Here is a 14,276-nt window from a genome sequence, read left to right as displayed (position 1 = left end):
TGAACCTTGCCGCAACTCAGGAGCCGTATGAGCATCATCACCGCACTGGATACCTTCGATATCCGCTTCCCCACATCATTGGAACTGGACGGCTCCGACGCCATGAACCCGGACCCCGATTATTCCGCCGCATACCTGATCATTCGCACGGATGCCGGGGACGGACAGGAGGGCCACGGCTTTGTGTTCACCATCGGGCGGGGCAACGAAGTGGAGACGGCGGCGATCGGGGCACTGAGGGATCACATCCTTGGCGCTGACGTTGACTCGCTGCTTGATGACATGGGTGCAACCTGGAAGCTGCTGGCACACGATTCCCAACTCAGATGGCTGGGCCCCGAGAAAGGCGTCATGCACATGGCCATCGGCGCCGTGGTCAATGCGTTGTGGGATTTGAAAGCCAAACGCGCAGGGCTGCCCCTGTGGGAGTTGCTCGCCGGCATGACACCCGATGAGCTCGTAGCACTCGTTGACTTCCGCTACCTCACGGATGCGCTCACCCCGGAGGAAGCTCTGGAAATCCTCCGCGACGCCGAACCCGGAAGGGAAGCGCGCAAAAAGGCACTTCGCACTGAGGGTTACCCCGCGTACACCACGACGCCGGGCTGGTTGGGTTACAGCGACGACAAACTGACGCGGCTGGCCAAGGAAGCCGTGGCCGACGGATTTGCCCAAATCAAGTTGAAAGTTGGCGCCTCCGTGGAGGACGACATCCGCCGCGTGCGGGCCGCCCGCGCTGCCGTTGGACCCGACGTCAGGATCGCGGTAGATGCCAATCAGCGCTGGGACGTGCAGGAAGCCATCGACTGGATGGCACACCTTGCTCCTTACGACATCGCCTGGATTGAGGAACCCACCAGCCCGGACGACATCCTGGGTCATGCCGCTATCGCCCGCGGAGTGGCTCCCATCCCTGTGGCCACCGGCGAACACGTCCAGAACCGGGTGGTGTTCAAGCAGATGCTCCAAGCCGGTTCGCTTCAGGTCCTGCAAATTGATGCTGCCCGGGTAGCGGGTGTGAATGAGAACATCAGCATCCTCCTTCTCGCTGCCAAGTTCGGGGTAAGGGTTTGTCCGCATGCCGGTGGTGTCGGTCTGTGCGAAGCCGTGCAGCACCTATCCATGTTTGATTTCATTGCGGTGTCCGGGACCAAGGAGAACAGGACCATCGAGTTCGTGGACCACCTCCATGAACACTTCGTCACGCCCGTGGACGTCCACGACGGCGCATACTGGCCGCCGTCGAATCCTGGCGCAGGAAACGAAATGCTCCGTGAAACACTGGCCGCGTACAGCTTTCCGAACGGCCCCGTATGGAAGGAATCCCGTTGATCCAGCACGCACCTTGGTTTGAAGAGGCACGTTTTGGGATGTTCGTTCACTGGGGCATCTACGCCCTGCCTGCCCGGCACGAGTGGGTGATGAACAGGGAAGAAATCACAGTGGAGGAGTACTCCAAGTACTTCCAGCGATTCGACCCGGACCTCTATGATCCCCGGGAATGGGCACGCGCAGCACGGGGCGCCGGGATGAAGTATGTGGTGCTCACCACCAAGCACCACGACGGCTTCTGTCTGTGGGACTCGGCGCTGACGGATTACAAGGCCACCAACACGCCCGCCGGCCGAGACCTGATAGCGCCCTATGTGGAAGCACTCCGGGCCGAGGGACTGAAGGTCGGCTTCTATCACTCGCTCATCGACTGGCACCACCCCGACTTCACCGTGGACGGCGTACACCCCCAACGGAACACGGCCGACGTCGAAAGCTTGAACGCCGGACGCGACATGGCGCGCTACCGCGAGTACCTGCACGGCCAGGTCCGTGAACTCCTGAGCAACTACGGCACCATCGACTACCTGTTCTTCGACTTCTCCTACACAGGTGGGCACGAACAAGAATTTTGGGGTGGCAAGGGCCGGAAGGACTGGGATTCGGAGGCGTTGCTCGCCATGGTGCGGGAGCTGCAGCCCGGCATTGTGGTCAATGACCGGTTGGAGATCCCCGGCGACTTTGTCACTCCCGAGCAGTACCAGCCCGCCGGCCCCATGATGGTCGACGGCGAACCGGTCACCTGGGAGGCTTGCCAGACCCTCAACGGTAGTTGGGGTTATGACAGGGACAACCTGAACTACAAATCCGTGGACCTGCTCATCCGAATGCTCGTGGATGGCGTATCCAAGGGTGGCAATCTGCTGCTCAACGTCGGCCCCACAGGCAGGGGAAACCTCGATCCGCGGGCCTTGACGTCCTTGGAAGGCATCGGCGAGTGGATGAAGCTGCACTCGCGCGCCATCTACGGGACGGGGGCCTCCCTGTTCACGGCACCCGCGGACGCCCGGTACACGCAGCGCAGGGACAGGCTCTATGTTCACTTGTTCGCTTGGCCATTCGAGTACGTGCACCTCCCGGACCTCGCCGGAAAAGTTGAGTACGCGCAGTTGCTGAACGACGCGTCCGAGGTTTTCCTCAAAGAGGTAGACCCCGGACAGCAGGCCATGAATATGACCCAGGGAGGCCAGCCGCCAGGGACCTTGACCATCAAGCTGCCTGTCCAGCGGCCGAACGTTGCTGTTCCGGTGCTGGAGCTGTTCCTGACACCCGAGGCCGTGAATGGTTGAGAGCATCGCCCTGCACACCAGACTCAAGCCGGGAAATGAAGAGGAGTACGCCGACGCGCACGCGAACATTCCCCCTGAGCTGGTAGCCGCGCTCAAGGATGCCGGCGTCCGGAACTGGCGAATCTGGCGCAACGGTCTCGATCTTTTCCATGTGGTGGACGTGGAAAACTACCAAGCCATGCGGCATGCGCTAGCCAAGCACCCGGCCAACGTGCCGTGGCAAGCCCGATTGGCTGAACTTTTGGAGGTCCAGGACGATTACTCGGGGGAGGATACGGGTATCCAGAAGGTATGGGAACTGCCATGAACTCACTTGATCCCGGCAAACTAGGCAAACTGGGCTTCGGCGGAGCGGGCATCGGGAATCTCTACCGGGCGATCCCGGACGGGGAGGGGCTCGCAACCGTGCTCGCTGCATGGGACGCGGGCATCCGCTACTTCGACACCGCGCCCCACTACGGTCTGGGCCTCTCCGAGCAAAGATTGGGCGCCGTCCTCCGTGATAAACCCCGGAACGAATTCGTCATCTCAACCAAGGTTGGCAGGCTACTCGAACCCAACTCCGTTGGCGGGCAGGACCCGGAGGGCTTCGAGGTCCCAGCGACGTCACGGCGCGTGTGGGACTTCTCCGAAAAAGGCATCCGGCGCAGCATCGAAGACTCCTTGGAACGGCTCGGCTTGGACCACGTGGACATCGTTTACCTTCACGACCCCGACGTCCACGATCTTCAGGCCGGAATCTCCCAAGGACTTCCGGCTCTCGAGAAGCTGCGCTCTGAGGGAGTAGTCCGGGCAATCGGCGTGGGCATCAACTCCGCCGAGGCAGCGTTGAAATGCGTCGAAGCCGCCGATCTCGACCTCGTGATGCTGGCCGGCCGCTACACCCTGCTTGAGCAGCCCAGCGTCCCGCTGCTTGACCGCTGTGTGGAGCAAAGCACCGGCGTCGTAAGTGTGGGCGCCTACAACTCGGGCCTCCTGGCCCGACCCGACGTTCCGGAAGACGCCCACTACAACTACGATCAAGCACCGCGCGACGTGCTGGAGCGCGCGCGTGCGCTCGCGGCCCTCTGCCGGGACTTCGGCGTGGAACTCCCGACGGCGGCGCTCCAGTTCCCGTTGCGGCATCCGGCCGTGGTGAATGTGACAGCCGGGGCGACTTCTCCTGAACAGGTGGCCACGAACGCTGCCAGAATGGAAGCGCCCGTGCCGGACGAACTGTGGAACGTGTTGGAGGAGCGCCCGACGTGATTGATTCGCATCTGCACCTGTGGACCTTGGACTCCTTCGTCACCGGCGGTGTGCGCCACTATCCGTGGCTCGGACCGCAACACGGTGAGCTCTTCCGCAGCTTTGGCGAGGACGAGGCGCGCGAGACGTTGGACGCTGCCGGCGTGAGGGGAGCCGTGCTGGTCCAGGCCGACGACACCGTAGCCGACACCGAGAGCATGTTGGCAGTAGCGGCGCGGAATCCCTGGGTGCTCGGAGTAGTGGGTTGGATCAGCTTGGATGCGCCTGCTGAAGCTGCAGAACAGTTGCACCGCTTCACAGCTCAGCCCGCCTTTAAAGGTGTGCGGCACCTCCTGCATGATGATCCCCGTGATGACTTTCTGGATCTTCCTGCCGTCCGCGATTCCCTGGCGCTAGTGGCTAGGGAAGGGCTCACCTTGGACATTCCCGATGCTTTCCCCAGGCACCTGGGGTCCGCGGTTCGGCTGGCCCGCGAGATGCCGGAACTGACGGTTGTGTTGGATCACCTGGGTAAGCCGCCGCTGGCTGATCCTGAACTCATGGACTCGTGGAGCGCTGACTTTCGGGCGCTCGGGCGGGAGCCTAACTCCGTTGCGAAGCTCTCCGGACTGCATTTGCGTGGCGTTGACTACACGGCGGATGCATTGCGACCCCTGTTTGATTCAGCGTTGGAGGCTTTCGGGCCGGAGCGTTTGATGATCGGCGGCGACTGGCCGGTCAGTACGCTCGGGGCACCCTACGGCCGGACACTCGATGTCCTGCTGGAGCTGGTGTCTTCCTTGGACCCCTCGGACCAGGACTTGGTGCTTGAGGAGACCGCCATCCGGACGTATGGCTTGGCAGTTGCCCCTCTGACCGACATTTAGAGCGCCAGCCGCAGCCAGTTCTCCACGCCGCTGATGTGCACGGTGACGAGGGCCCGCACAAGTTCGGCGTCGCCCCGTTCCAGTGCGTCCGCGATCGCGCGGTGTTCAGCCAAGGTGTGCGCCACGGCCTTCTCCTGCGTCAGGCCACGCCATATACGCGCCCGCACGGTGCTGCTGGACAGGGCTTCCAAGAGGCTCCCGAGGTAGTCATTTCCGGCGGCTTCGGCGATGATTCTGTGGAATTCCAGGTCATGGGCCACGAGCTCCTCGACGTCAGTGTTCTCGTCGATGCCGTCCATGGTGCTCCGCAGGGCCAAGAGCTCGTCCGGCGTGATTTTGCCCGCCGCCAAGTGTGCGGTGGCCGGCTCCAGGATTCGTCGAACCTCAAAGAGTTCCAGGATGGACCGGTCCTGGTGCAGGTCCACCACAAAGGCGACGGCTTCGTTGAGGAGCTTCGCGTCGAGGCTGGTCACGTAGGTGCCATCACCACGGCGGACGTCCAGCACGCGGATCAGTTCGAGGGCTTTCACGGCCTCACGCAACGAACTTCTGGAAAGACCGAGCCGTTCGCTCAGTTCCTTTTCCGGCGGAAGTCGATCGCCGGCCTTGAGTTCGCCGCGGATCAGCATGTCTTTGATCTTGCTGATCGCCTCATCTGTGACAGCCATGGACCAATAGTAGCCACGAATGATCGGATGTCTGTCTCCGCCGCGTCCTCACCCAACTGAGTCGCAGATCAGGTCGTTCTCAGCCCTCAAAACGACCTCAACTGCGACCTACTTGGGGGCGTTAACCGACGACGGCGGCACCCGGGTTCCGATCGTTACGGAACCCGGGTGCCGCCGTCGTGATTTAGCGGTTGTTACTTATCGCTTACTTGTCGCCGCCGGGGAGCGGACGGTTGGCCAGCACCGGCTCGCTGCCGGTGTAGCCGTCTCGGGTGGCGGCTAGCTCGTGGATTTGCTTGCGGCACAGGAACCATCCCCAGACCATGAGTCCGCAGGCAATCGCGGTGACCAGCATGGTCAACGGGGACTCGATGAACACCATGATCAGCACGGCCGCCAGGAAGATCAAGGACAACCATCCCGTGTAGGGGGCGCCGAACATCCGGAAGGACGGGCGCTTCAGCCATCCCTTGTCGGCCCAGCGCTTGAGCTGCATCTGGCACAGGACGATGGTGGCCCAAGTGACGATGATGCCCACGGAAGCGACATTCAGGACGATCTCGAAAGCGTCGGACGGAACGAGGTAGTTCAGCGGGACACCCAGCAGGGAAACGCCGGCGGTGATCGCAATGCCACCGTAAGGGACGCCGGCCTTGTTCATGCGCTGGGCGAACTTCGGGGCAGAACCGGCCACCGACATGGAGCGGAGGATGCGGCCTGTGGAGTAGAGCCCTGCGTTCAACGAAGACAGTGCTGCGGTGAGCACAACGAGGTTCATGATGACGTCCACGCCCTCCACGCCGATGGAACCGAAGAATGTCACGAACGGGCTGACGCCCTTCTCGTAAGAGGTGTACGGAAGCAGGAGAGCCAGCAGAATCACGGAGCCAACGTAGAAGAGGGCGATGCGGATGACCACGGAGTTGATGGCCTTGGGCATGATCTTCTCGGGGTTTGCAGTTTCACCGGCGGCGGTACCCACCAGCTCAATCGACGCGTAGGCGAACAGCACACCCTGCATGAGGATGATCATGGGCAGGACCCCGTTGGGGAAGACTCCGCCGTTGTCTGCGATGAGGCTGAAGCCGACTTCCTGGCCATCCACCGGAGTGCCGAAGATGACGAAGTAGGTGCCCACCAGGAGGAAGGCCACCAGTGCTGCCACCTTGATCAGCGCGAACCAGAACTCCATTTCACCGAAGACCTTCACAGAGACCAGGTTGAGGCAGAGCACTACAACCAGTGCAATGAGCGCCCACGCCCACTGCGGAACGGCACCTATCCAGGCGACGTATTTGCCGAAGAACTCCATGTAGAGCGCCGCTGCGGTGATGTCCACGATGGTGGTGGTGGCCCAGTTGATCCAGTAGAACCAGCCGGAGACGAAGGCCGCCTTTTCGCCGTAGAACTCACGGGCATAGGAGACGAAGGATCCCGACGACGGGCGGTGGAGAACGAGTTCACCGAGTGCGCGGAGGATCAGGAAAGCGAAGAAGCCACAAACCGCGTAGGCGATAACGAGCGACGGGCCGGCAGCGTTGAGCCGGCCGCCGGCGCCCAGAAACAGGCCGGTGCCGATTGCGCCGCCGATCGCGATCATCTGGATCTGGCGGGGCTTGAGATCCTTGTGGTACCCGGAGTCCTCTTTGTGGAGGGCTTTCTCGCTGGCGTGCGCTTGGGCCGGGACCGTGTGGTCCGTGATGGGATTGGTCATTGGAATCCTTAGGGGTGTCCTGTTGGAGGTGTCCTGGGCACGTCCGGTCGGGGATCCGGGCACGCAGAACAAAGCCTCGTGGGGGTATGCCTCATGGGCGGGACGTGCTGTTGGCAGCCCAGTTCAGATGGCTGGCTGCCAGGCAGGGCTTAGAGGCCGGGTTCGGCCTGCTTGCTCAGGTTTGCCAGACGTTCCGGGCTGAGCAGTTCCTCGAGCTGGGTGGCGGTCAGGAGACCGTGCTCCAACACGAGTTCCGCAACGCCCTTACCCGTTACCAGCGCCTCCTGGGCAATAGCGGTGGCGGAGGCGTAACCGATATGGGGGTTCAATGCAGTGACAAGACCGATCGACTGCTCAACGGTAAGCCGTAGCCGTTCGGTGTTAGCTGTGATCCCCCGGACGCAGCGTGCTGTCAGGGTGCGGCACGCTGCCTCCAGGTGGGAGATGCTCTTGTGCAGGCTGTGCACAATGATCGGCTCGAAAGCATTCAGCTGAAGCTGACCTGCCTCCGCAGCCATGGTGACGGTGACATCGTTGCCGATGACCTCGTACGCCACTTGGCTGACCACCTCCGGGATCACCGGATTGATCTTGCCAGGCATGATCGACGAACCGGACTGTACGGCCGGAAGGTTGATCTCGCCCAAACCCGCCCGCGGCCCGGAGGACAGCAAGCGGAGGTCGTTACAAATCTTGGAGAGCTTCACTGCCACGCGCTTCAGCACGCCGGACAAGTGAACGAAGGCTCCTACGTCCTGCGTGGCCTCAATGAGGTCAGCAGCGGTCAGAAGGGGAAGGCCTGTGATTTCGGCCAGATGGCGGCAAGCGGCCTCAGCATAGCCGGCCGGAGCGTTCAAACCTGTGCCGATTGCCGTGGCTCCAAGGTTGATCTCGTGGATCAGCATGTGGGACTCGTCCAAGCGCGCCCGGTCCTCACCGATTGTCACGGCGTAACCGCCGAACTCCTGGCCGAGGGTCATGGGAACGGCATCCTGGAGCTGCGTGCGTCCCATCTTCACCACAGTCCGGAACTCCCGGCCCTTCTCGGCGAAGGCCAGCTCGAGTTCCTCGAGGGCTTCCAGGAGCTCTTTCACGGAGAAGATCGTGGCGAGGTTCACCGCGGTCGGGTAGACGTCGTTGGTGGACTGGCTCAGGTTCACGTGGTCGTTCGGGTGCAGCTTGGAGTAGTCGCCCTTAGGGTGACCCAGGATCTCCAGCGCACGGTTGGCGATGACCTCGTTGGCGTTCATGTTGGAACTGGTTCCCGCGCCGCCCTGGATGACGTCCACCATGAACTGATCCTGGAGCATGCCGTCCATGATGTCCTGGCAAGCCTGCTCGATGGCACCCGCCTTTTCGGCGTCCAGGAGGCCAAGCTCGTGGTTAGTGCGGGCCGCGGCCTGCTTCACTGCAGCCAGGCCCCTGACGAGGTGCTTATTGGTAGAGAGGGGCTGCCCTGTGATGGGGAAGTTCTCTATTGCGCGGAGGGTGTGAACGCCCCAGTAGGCATCTGCGGGTACATTACGGTCGCCCAGAAGGTCGTGTTCGGAACGGAGGGGGATCGCCTGATCGACGGTGGTCATAGCTGTCCTTGGTTTAGTTGCTGAAAATTTTGGTTGCGCGGATCTCGCCGACCGGAAGGCCGCCGCCCAGCACAGGTGGGCTCTGAAGCGTGTCCAAACTGCCGCCGTCGACGCCCAACTGGCGGAGAACCTCAACCGTGACGGGCATGCGGGCGCGATCGCCGCCGTCGGAAATCTTCACCGCCATGCCGGTGCCGTTCGGGAGTCCGACAAGCTGGAGTCCCTCGAAGCCGTCCTTCGCGAGGAGTCCGGGGATTGCCCGCATGAGGGCGGTGACATCGCGGCCTTCGCCGGCAACCATCTGCGGGTAGCGGCGCATGGCGTGGGCAACCTTGCCTTCGTCGGTGCTTTCGTCGGCAGCGGCGAGGCGGCCGTAAGCGCGGGCCATGCCACGAAGGGAGTGAGCGAACAGCGGAGTGCCGCAGCCGTCAGTACTGACCGCCGCAGCTTCTTCACCGGTCAGATCCGTGATGGTGTCGCGGACCAGGACCTGCAGCGGGTGCTCGGGGTGCAAGTACCCCTCCACAGGCCAGTCGTTGATGACGCAGACGGCGGTCATGGAAGCGTGCTTGCCGGAGCAATTCTGTGCAATTTGGGTGGGGCCGTTGCCTTGGCGGAGCCACTCTTCACGCTCAGCGACGCCGTAAGGGAGGTCCGTGCTATTACCCAGGGCTTTATCCGTCAGGTGATGCAGCCTGAGGATTTCCTGGGCGCCGTCACGGTGCATCTGCGCACCGGAGTGACTGGCAGCGGTCAACGCGAGGAGGTCCTCGGGGATGTCCAAACCGGCCTTGAGCAGGGCAACAGCCTGCAGCGGCTTCAGGCTCGAGCGTGGGTATATGGGGGCGTCCGGTTCGCCGGCTTGGATTGCGGTGCCGCCATCTGCGCTGACCGCGATCAGCGAGCCGTAATGGATGCTTTCGACCAGGCCGTCGCGGGTTACCTCTACGAGCGGGACGTGGTTCGGTGCTTTGATGTGTCGAGCTTGTTGGGGCGCTGCGTGTGCAGGCGCGGCGTTTTCGGGCACGGCGTTTTCGGGCGCGGCGTTGTGGGCCGGCGCTGCGGGGACGGGCATGGTGGCAGTGTCCTTTGGGGGTGTCATTTGCTGAGGATCGTGTCCAGCGCCACGCTGACGGCCTGCAGGTGAGCGGCCATCGCTTTGCTTGCGGCTTCGGAGTCGCCGACTTCGATTGCGTTGAGTACGGCGACGTGTTCCTCGTCAGAGCGGTGTTGCCGGTCTGCCACGAGGTTCAAGGTTTCGGACTGGTGGGCCAGGGCTTCACGTATATCGGAGACGACGCTGGCAAACACCCGGTTTCCGCTGGCACGGGCCACGGCTGAGTGGAAGCTGGCGTCGAGGTTCACCCAGGCTTCGGGATCGTTCTCCGTAAGCATCTCTTGGACGATTTCCTTGAGGTGCTCCAACTCATCGTCCGTCCTACGTTGGGCGGCGAGGCCCGCTGCGGGGATCTCGATGTGCGGACGTGCCTCGTTGAGATCGCGTGCACTGTACTGACCCAAGGTAAGGTCATTAGCAACCTTGTTGGCCACAACGAATGTGCCCTTGCCGGTTTTGGTAGTGGTGAGGCCCAAGGTGTTGCAGGACCTCAACGCTTCCCTGATGACGGAGCGGCTGACGCCGTACTGGCCGGCCAGCGTCGCTTCCGAGCTCAGCTTGGTTCCGATATCGAACTGGCCGCCTTCGATGGCTCGCCTGAGTGCCGCAAAGACCGCTTCAGCAGCGGAAATGCGTGAGATCGGCGTATGCCCACTCTGGGGTCCTTGCTGTCCGGCTGTCCGGCTGTCTGACAGGTTCACGTTTTGAATATGGCACGGGTCACAAGGGGCTGTCAACGCTGAAAGGTTTGCTTCACGGTTTGGCGTCACGGTGGATGGGTTCAGTTCCTGTTTAGCCGAATTTTCGCGTCATGAGCGCCGCTTTGTAGCGCGACTCGGCGGCGTTCACCTTGCAGGAAGGGAAGGACCGCGCGTTTCTTGTGTGAAGCGGCGGCCAGCGGCATCGACAGCGACAAGGGCGTGGCGTCAGGGATTGCTTGGTATTCCGGGTCGTAGCGGAATGTCAGATTTCCTGACGGCGTCAGCTCAACCCGGCGACGAAGCGCCCTGTCCATGAATACCTCGAGGGCGCGGGTACTTACGTACTTACCATCGGACTTTGCCTGTCACGCTGTCCCGTATGGCTAGCTCGTAGCCAAGAGCTTGGAAGACGTCCATGAATTTTGAGGTCTCCACAGTTGGCTTCCCGGACTCAAGGTCGATCACGAAGGTTCGTGAAACGTTCGCGCGGCGGGCAAGTTCGGCCTGGGTCCAGCCTTGCTCTTCACGCAACTCGCGTACCAGTGGGCCGGCCTCTCGTACCGTGCGCATTCCAACTCCTTGTCGGCGTACGGCGACTTTCGGAAATGTCGTCGTACGCCGACTCTAGCATTTGTTGCCGTACGGCGACAGTGCATCTCGGTCCGGCCGGGCTTGCTTGAAGCTATCAGCAGGGGCGCCAGGTCTTTCCGCCCGGTGCGTAGCATCGGGGGCCGGTATAACCCGGTGCCGGATCCGCCGGAACAGCGGGTGCGGGCGGCACGTACTGCTGAACTGGCGGAACATACTGTAGGACCGGCGGCGCGACTGGAGCCGGAATGTTGCGGATCCGTTCCGCCTCCGCAGCTGCAGCAGCAGCCCGTGCCTGCGCTGCTGCTGCAGCTTCGTCCGCGGCCTTCTTGGCAGCAGCAGCGGCTTCCTCAGCAGCCTTTCTCTCCGCTTCTGCCCGAGCGGCAGCGGCCAGACGCTCCTCCTCGGCCTTCTTTTCCGCAGCCGCCAGTGACGTTTGCTGAGCCTTGGCCTTGGTCAGCGTGTTTTCCGCTCGAGTGATCCTGGTTGAGAGGGCAGCCAGCTTTGAGGTTGCCTCAGCTGACTCGTAGGCCGCCCAGACGATCGACTGCTCGGTATCTCGGGCCACGGAAAGGAGATCGCGCGCGGCCTTCGCCGTGATGAGCGCTGCCGCAATCCCTGCAGCGGTGGCACCCGCGGCCGCTGACGTCGTTGCCGGGGTGGTGTTTTCAGCGGCCGCAAGTGCGTCCGAGGCTGCTGCCACTTGGGCGGGAAGGGTGCACTCGACTGCTTCCGAGAAGAGACCGTCTTGAGCAGAGCGTGCTTCCGAGTGCGCTGCTTCCACAGGCGGAAGGAACTTCCGGTTTTCGCCGACCACCATGGGAACGCCAAGCCCTCGGCGGGCGATCTCGGCGTTGACGAGCTGGTTGCTGGCGTTGAAGACCCCTGCCAAGGTTCTGCCGTATTTGTCGTGACGTTCGACGTCGAACTCCAGCCGAACCTTACTGCCCGCGGGCAGGGCCTCCTTGAGGTAGTCGCTGGCTTCTGGACCGAGGCATTCGGTGGGCTTGTTCGGATCCTTCGTTTCCGGAGTGTTGACGTTCAGCAGGCGAACGGTCTGATCTATGTTGTTGATGGACACGATTACGGTGTCACCATCGACTACCCGGACTACAATCCCTGAGTCTGCGTTTGCGGCAGCGGCCGCAACCAACGAGCCGGTTACGACCGCAACTGCGGCCGCAGCTCCAATGATTAGCTTTCGCACGATGTTGAGCCTTCCTCGGTGAAGGCCGGAAGTGGGTGGTGGCTGTGGGGCAGCCGGTTTTGGGTGCGCAAATAGTCCCCCTATTTATGCGAATGGCTAAGAGTGATGGTTTGGCTGCTTAGCAGCCGAGAACACTTTAAGCTACAACTCACATCCTGAAGACTTCCTTCAGCGCACGACGCCAATGTGACGCGCTCCCTTGGCACAATGGACCATGCTCTTCACCAAAAAGTCACTCACTGAGGACGGGTTCACCGGATTCCGACCGCTCGACGAACTCGATCCCATGAGGATTCCCCAAGGACCTGGCATCTTCGCAATCCTTCGTCCCGCGGATTTTGAACCGGTGTTCCTAACGAAGAGCACCGCCGGCACGTTCAAGAAGAAGGACCCTTCCCTCAAACGTGAGGCGCTGGAGTCCGAATGGATTCCGAATGCTTCCGTGTTGTACATCGGCAAAGCCAGCGCCGGGAGCCAAGGCAACCGCGGGTTACGCAAGCAGCTCCAAGAGCTCATGGATTACGGCCGTGGACGACCCACCGTCGTCTGGGACGCCCGGCTCATCTGGCAACTCCGCGACGCCCTGGACCTGATCGTTGCATGGAAGGAACTCCCCGCCTCCGAAGTCAACGCCGCCGAGGCCGCCTACCACGCTGACTTTGTTGCCGCCTTTGGTCGTCTTCCGTTCGCCAACCTGGTTCAGGCCCGCTCCAAGAAGTAGTGCTTAACGTACGACGGCGGTACTCAGCTTGCGTCGTCGGCCTGCCGCTGGCTTGAATTCCGGCGCATAATGGCATCCATGACGGACCTTGTCTCCCCTGGAAGCAAACCTCATGGATCCCGCATCACTGTGGAGGTGCCCGTCGTACGCGTCGGGGCAGGGCTTTCGGACTACGAGGGACTGAACCGCTTCGTCGACTCCCTGCGGAAGCCCCAAGGCTTGCACATGACGCTGCTGCATATTGGGATTCTGGACGAGCTGGGAAGGGACATCGTTGCATGGACCAAGGGATTGTCACCCCCGGAGAAAGTGCTCCCCGAGATCTCCAGTTGGTTGACGGAGTTGCCTGTACTGCAGGGTTTTCTGGGGAAGTCGGACAAACTGATCCCCTTGGGCGGTGGACGTCTTATGGGGCTCGAAGTGGACGTGCCGCAGGAGGTTCACGACTACCAAGCACTCTTGGTGCAAGGGCTGCACGTACTTCTTGACGACCTCGGCCTCGACAACATCGACGACTTCATCTTGAGCTCGCCCGCACTTGGTTACAGATCGCCCCGATGGTTGCCCCACATTGCGGTCGGGAAAGCCCGGACCAGGCATGAGCCGGCGATGGAGATCGCTACCGTGGCCATTGAGTTCGGCGACTCCCGGATCCGTAATCGGGCGGCGCTCCCATTGCCGTAACTCACGGTTGCACTGATTGACGCAAGGGAAGTTCTACAGCCGGTAAAATAGGGTGCGTCTCCCGTTTTCTACCTGAGGACTTCCATGCAGCCCCGCACCTTGTTCCGTACCGTTGCTTTTGCCGAGGCCGTGACATGGACGCTGTTGTTGATCGGGCTGTTCCTTAAGTACGTCACGCGCACCACAGACGTTGGTGTGAGCATCGCCGGAGGCATCCACGGGTTCGTGTTCCTTTGCTACGCCGCGACGGCCGCGTTCACGTGGATCAACCAGAAGTGGACAACCCGCACCGGCCTGCTGGCCATCGCTTCAGCAGTGATTCCCTATGCCACCATCCCCATGGAGAAGTCGCTGGACCGCCGCGGCCTCCTCGCCGGTGATTGGCGCTTGGCTGCCGGGGGAGAGAAGCCTCAGGGAGGCTTCGAGAAAGCCCAAGCTTGGGTTCTCCGGAACCCGATTCTTGCTGTTGTGGTGACTCTCGTGGCCGTGGGCGCAGTGTTTAGCTTCCTGCTGTTCATGGGTCCTCCAGGTACCTGGTTCTCCTAGGCTTCAGCAGAC

16 protein-coding genes are annotated in these 14,276 nt (G+C 62.1%); 8 read left to right on the top strand and 8 right to left on the bottom strand.

Features of this window, described 5'->3' with window-relative positions; genetic code table 11:
- Window positions 1–27 precede the first annotated feature (27 nt).
- The 5 genes from RIF72_RS15420 to RIF72_RS15400 are packed head-to-tail and all read left to right on the top strand — an operon-like array spanning window position 28 to window position 4,735.
- Window positions 28–1,332, top strand: coding sequence for an L-fuconate dehydratase (locus tag RIF72_RS15420; RefSeq protein ID WP_309075717.1), 1,305 nt, complete (start codon window positions 28–30; stop codon window positions 1,330–1,332).
- A complete protein-coding gene (locus tag RIF72_RS15415; protein ID WP_309075716.1) occupies window positions 1,329–2,621 on the top strand; it encodes an alpha-L-fucosidase in 1,293 nt (430 codons plus the stop codon). The genes RIF72_RS15420 and RIF72_RS15415 overlap by 4 nt, the downstream gene beginning before the upstream one ends.
- On the top strand, window positions 2,614–2,928 hold the full coding sequence (locus tag RIF72_RS15410; RefSeq protein WP_309075715.1) for an L-rhamnose mutarotase: 315 nt from the start codon (window positions 2,614–2,616) through the stop codon (window positions 2,926–2,928). Before RIF72_RS15415 ends, RIF72_RS15410 begins: the two co-directional genes overlap by 8 nt.
- Window positions 2,925–3,869, top strand: coding sequence for an aldo/keto reductase (locus RIF72_RS15405; protein WP_309075714.1), 945 nt, complete (start codon window positions 2,925–2,927; stop codon window positions 3,867–3,869). Before RIF72_RS15410 ends, RIF72_RS15405 begins: the two co-directional genes overlap by 4 nt.
- Window positions 3,866–4,735, top strand: a complete 870-nt coding sequence (locus RIF72_RS15400) for an amidohydrolase family protein (RefSeq protein ID WP_309075713.1) — start codon at window positions 3,866–3,868, stop codon at window positions 4,733–4,735. Before RIF72_RS15405 ends, RIF72_RS15400 begins: the two co-directional genes overlap by 4 nt.
- Here the strand turns inward: RIF72_RS15400 and RIF72_RS15395 are convergent.
- The 8 genes from RIF72_RS15395 to RIF72_RS15360 form a co-directional block, all read right to left on the bottom strand.
- On the bottom strand, window positions 4,732–5,403 hold the full coding sequence (locus tag RIF72_RS15395) for a FadR/GntR family transcriptional regulator (protein WP_309075712.1): 672 nt from the start codon (window positions 5,401–5,403) through the stop codon (window positions 4,732–4,734). The two genes, RIF72_RS15400 and RIF72_RS15395, sit on opposite strands and share 4 nt — an antisense overlap.
- Window positions 5,404–5,608: 205 nt before the next feature.
- Complete coding sequence (locus RIF72_RS15390; protein WP_309075711.1) at window positions 5,609–7,117, bottom strand: amino acid permease; 1,509 nt, start codon at window positions 7,115–7,117, stop codon at window positions 5,609–5,611.
- A gap of 149 nt (window positions 7,118–7,266) precedes the next feature.
- On the bottom strand, window positions 7,267–8,700 hold the full coding sequence (locus RIF72_RS15385) for an aspartate ammonia-lyase (RefSeq protein ID WP_309075710.1): 1,434 nt from the start codon (window positions 8,698–8,700) through the stop codon (window positions 7,267–7,269).
- A 13-nt stretch (window positions 8,701–8,713) separates the two neighbouring features.
- On the bottom strand, window positions 8,714–9,802 hold the full coding sequence (locus RIF72_RS15380) for an asparaginase (protein WP_309075709.1): 1,089 nt from the start codon (window positions 9,800–9,802) through the stop codon (window positions 8,714–8,716).
- The gene (locus tag RIF72_RS15375) at window positions 9,799–10,518 is read right to left on the bottom strand and encodes an FCD domain-containing protein (RefSeq protein WP_309075708.1); all 720 of its coding nucleotides are present in this window, start codon (window positions 10,516–10,518) and stop codon (window positions 9,799–9,801) included. The genes RIF72_RS15380 and RIF72_RS15375 overlap by 4 nt, the downstream gene beginning before the upstream one ends.
- A gap of 80 nt (window positions 10,519–10,598) precedes the next feature.
- A complete protein-coding gene (locus tag RIF72_RS15370) occupies window positions 10,599–10,832 on the bottom strand; it encodes a HipA N-terminal domain-containing protein (RefSeq protein WP_309075707.1) in 234 nt (77 codons plus the stop codon).
- Between the two features lie 31 nt (window positions 10,833–10,863).
- Window positions 10,864–11,088 carry a helix-turn-helix transcriptional regulator gene (locus RIF72_RS15365; RefSeq protein ID WP_309075706.1) on the bottom strand — a complete coding sequence of 75 codons (225 nt, stop codon included), beginning with the start codon at window positions 11,086–11,088 and terminating at the stop codon, window positions 10,864–10,866.
- A gap of 115 nt (window positions 11,089–11,203) precedes the next feature.
- The gene (locus RIF72_RS15360) at window positions 11,204–12,313 is read right to left on the bottom strand and encodes a thermonuclease family protein (RefSeq protein ID WP_309075705.1); all 1,110 of its coding nucleotides are present in this window, start codon (window positions 12,311–12,313) and stop codon (window positions 11,204–11,206) included.
- Between the two features lie 214 nt (window positions 12,314–12,527).
- Between RIF72_RS15360 and RIF72_RS15355 the strand changes: the two genes are divergently transcribed.
- The 3 genes from RIF72_RS15355 (at window position 12,528) to RIF72_RS15345 (ending at window position 14,264) form a co-directional block, all read left to right on the top strand.
- On the top strand, window positions 12,528–13,034 hold the full coding sequence (locus RIF72_RS15355; RefSeq protein ID WP_309075704.1) for a hypothetical protein: 507 nt from the start codon (window positions 12,528–12,530) through the stop codon (window positions 13,032–13,034).
- A 78-nt stretch (window positions 13,035–13,112) separates the two neighbouring features.
- Complete coding sequence (locus RIF72_RS15350) at window positions 13,113–13,718, top strand: hypothetical protein (protein ID WP_309075703.1); 606 nt, start codon at window positions 13,113–13,115, stop codon at window positions 13,716–13,718.
- 84 nt (window positions 13,719–13,802) lie between these two features.
- Window positions 13,803–14,264, top strand: coding sequence for a DUF3817 domain-containing protein (locus tag RIF72_RS15345; RefSeq protein WP_309075702.1), 462 nt, complete (start codon window positions 13,803–13,805; stop codon window positions 14,262–14,264).
- The last annotated feature ends 12 nt before the right edge of the window (window positions 14,265–14,276 follow it).

Source organism: Paenarthrobacter sp. (genome assembly GCF_031180005.1).
Lineage (GTDB): Bacteria > Actinomycetota > Actinomycetes > Actinomycetales > Micrococcaceae > Arthrobacter.
The sequence above is the reverse complement of the archived record's forward strand: the minus strand, read 5'-3'. Positions and strand labels throughout refer to the sequence as shown.

What these genes read in the sequence shown, in the direction of transcription:
- RIF72_RS15420 (WP_309075717.1), top strand. Translation starts at nt 28, where the DNA reads ATGAGCATCATCACCGCACTGGATACCTTCGATATCCGCTTCCCCACA.
- RIF72_RS15410 (WP_309075715.1), top strand. Translation starts at nt 2,614, where the DNA reads ATGGTTGAGAGCATCGCCCTGCACACCAGACTCAAGCCGGGAAATGAA.
- RIF72_RS15405 (WP_309075714.1), top strand. Translation starts at nt 2,925, where the DNA reads ATGAACTCACTTGATCCCGGCAAACTAGGCAAACTGGGCTTCGGCGGA.
- RIF72_RS15395 (WP_309075712.1), bottom strand. Translation starts at nt 5,403, where the DNA reads ATGGCTGTCACAGATGAGGCGATCAGCAAGATCAAAGACATGCTGATC.
- RIF72_RS15390 (WP_309075711.1), bottom strand. Translation starts at nt 7,117, where the DNA reads ATGACCAATCCCATCACGGACCACACGGTCCCGGCCCAAGCGCACGCC.
- RIF72_RS15385 (WP_309075710.1), bottom strand. Translation starts at nt 8,700, where the DNA reads ATGACCACCGTCGATCAGGCGATCCCCCTCCGTTCCGAACACGACCTT.
- RIF72_RS15380 (WP_309075709.1), bottom strand. Translation starts at nt 9,802, where the DNA reads ATGACACCCCCAAAGGACACTGCCACCATGCCCGTCCCCGCAGCGCCG.
- RIF72_RS15370 (WP_309075707.1), bottom strand. Translation starts at nt 10,832, where the DNA reads ATGGACAGGGCGCTTCGTCGCCGGGTTGAGCTGACGCCGTCAGGAAAT.
- RIF72_RS15365 (WP_309075706.1), bottom strand. Translation starts at nt 11,088, where the DNA reads ATGCGCACGGTACGAGAGGCCGGCCCACTGGTACGCGAGTTGCGTGAA.
- RIF72_RS15355 (WP_309075704.1), top strand. Translation starts at nt 12,528, where the DNA reads ATGCTCTTCACCAAAAAGTCACTCACTGAGGACGGGTTCACCGGATTC.
- RIF72_RS15350 (WP_309075703.1), top strand. Translation starts at nt 13,113, where the DNA reads ATGACGGACCTTGTCTCCCCTGGAAGCAAACCTCATGGATCCCGCATC.
- RIF72_RS15345 (WP_309075702.1), top strand. Translation starts at nt 13,803, where the DNA reads ATGCAGCCCCGCACCTTGTTCCGTACCGTTGCTTTTGCCGAGGCCGTG.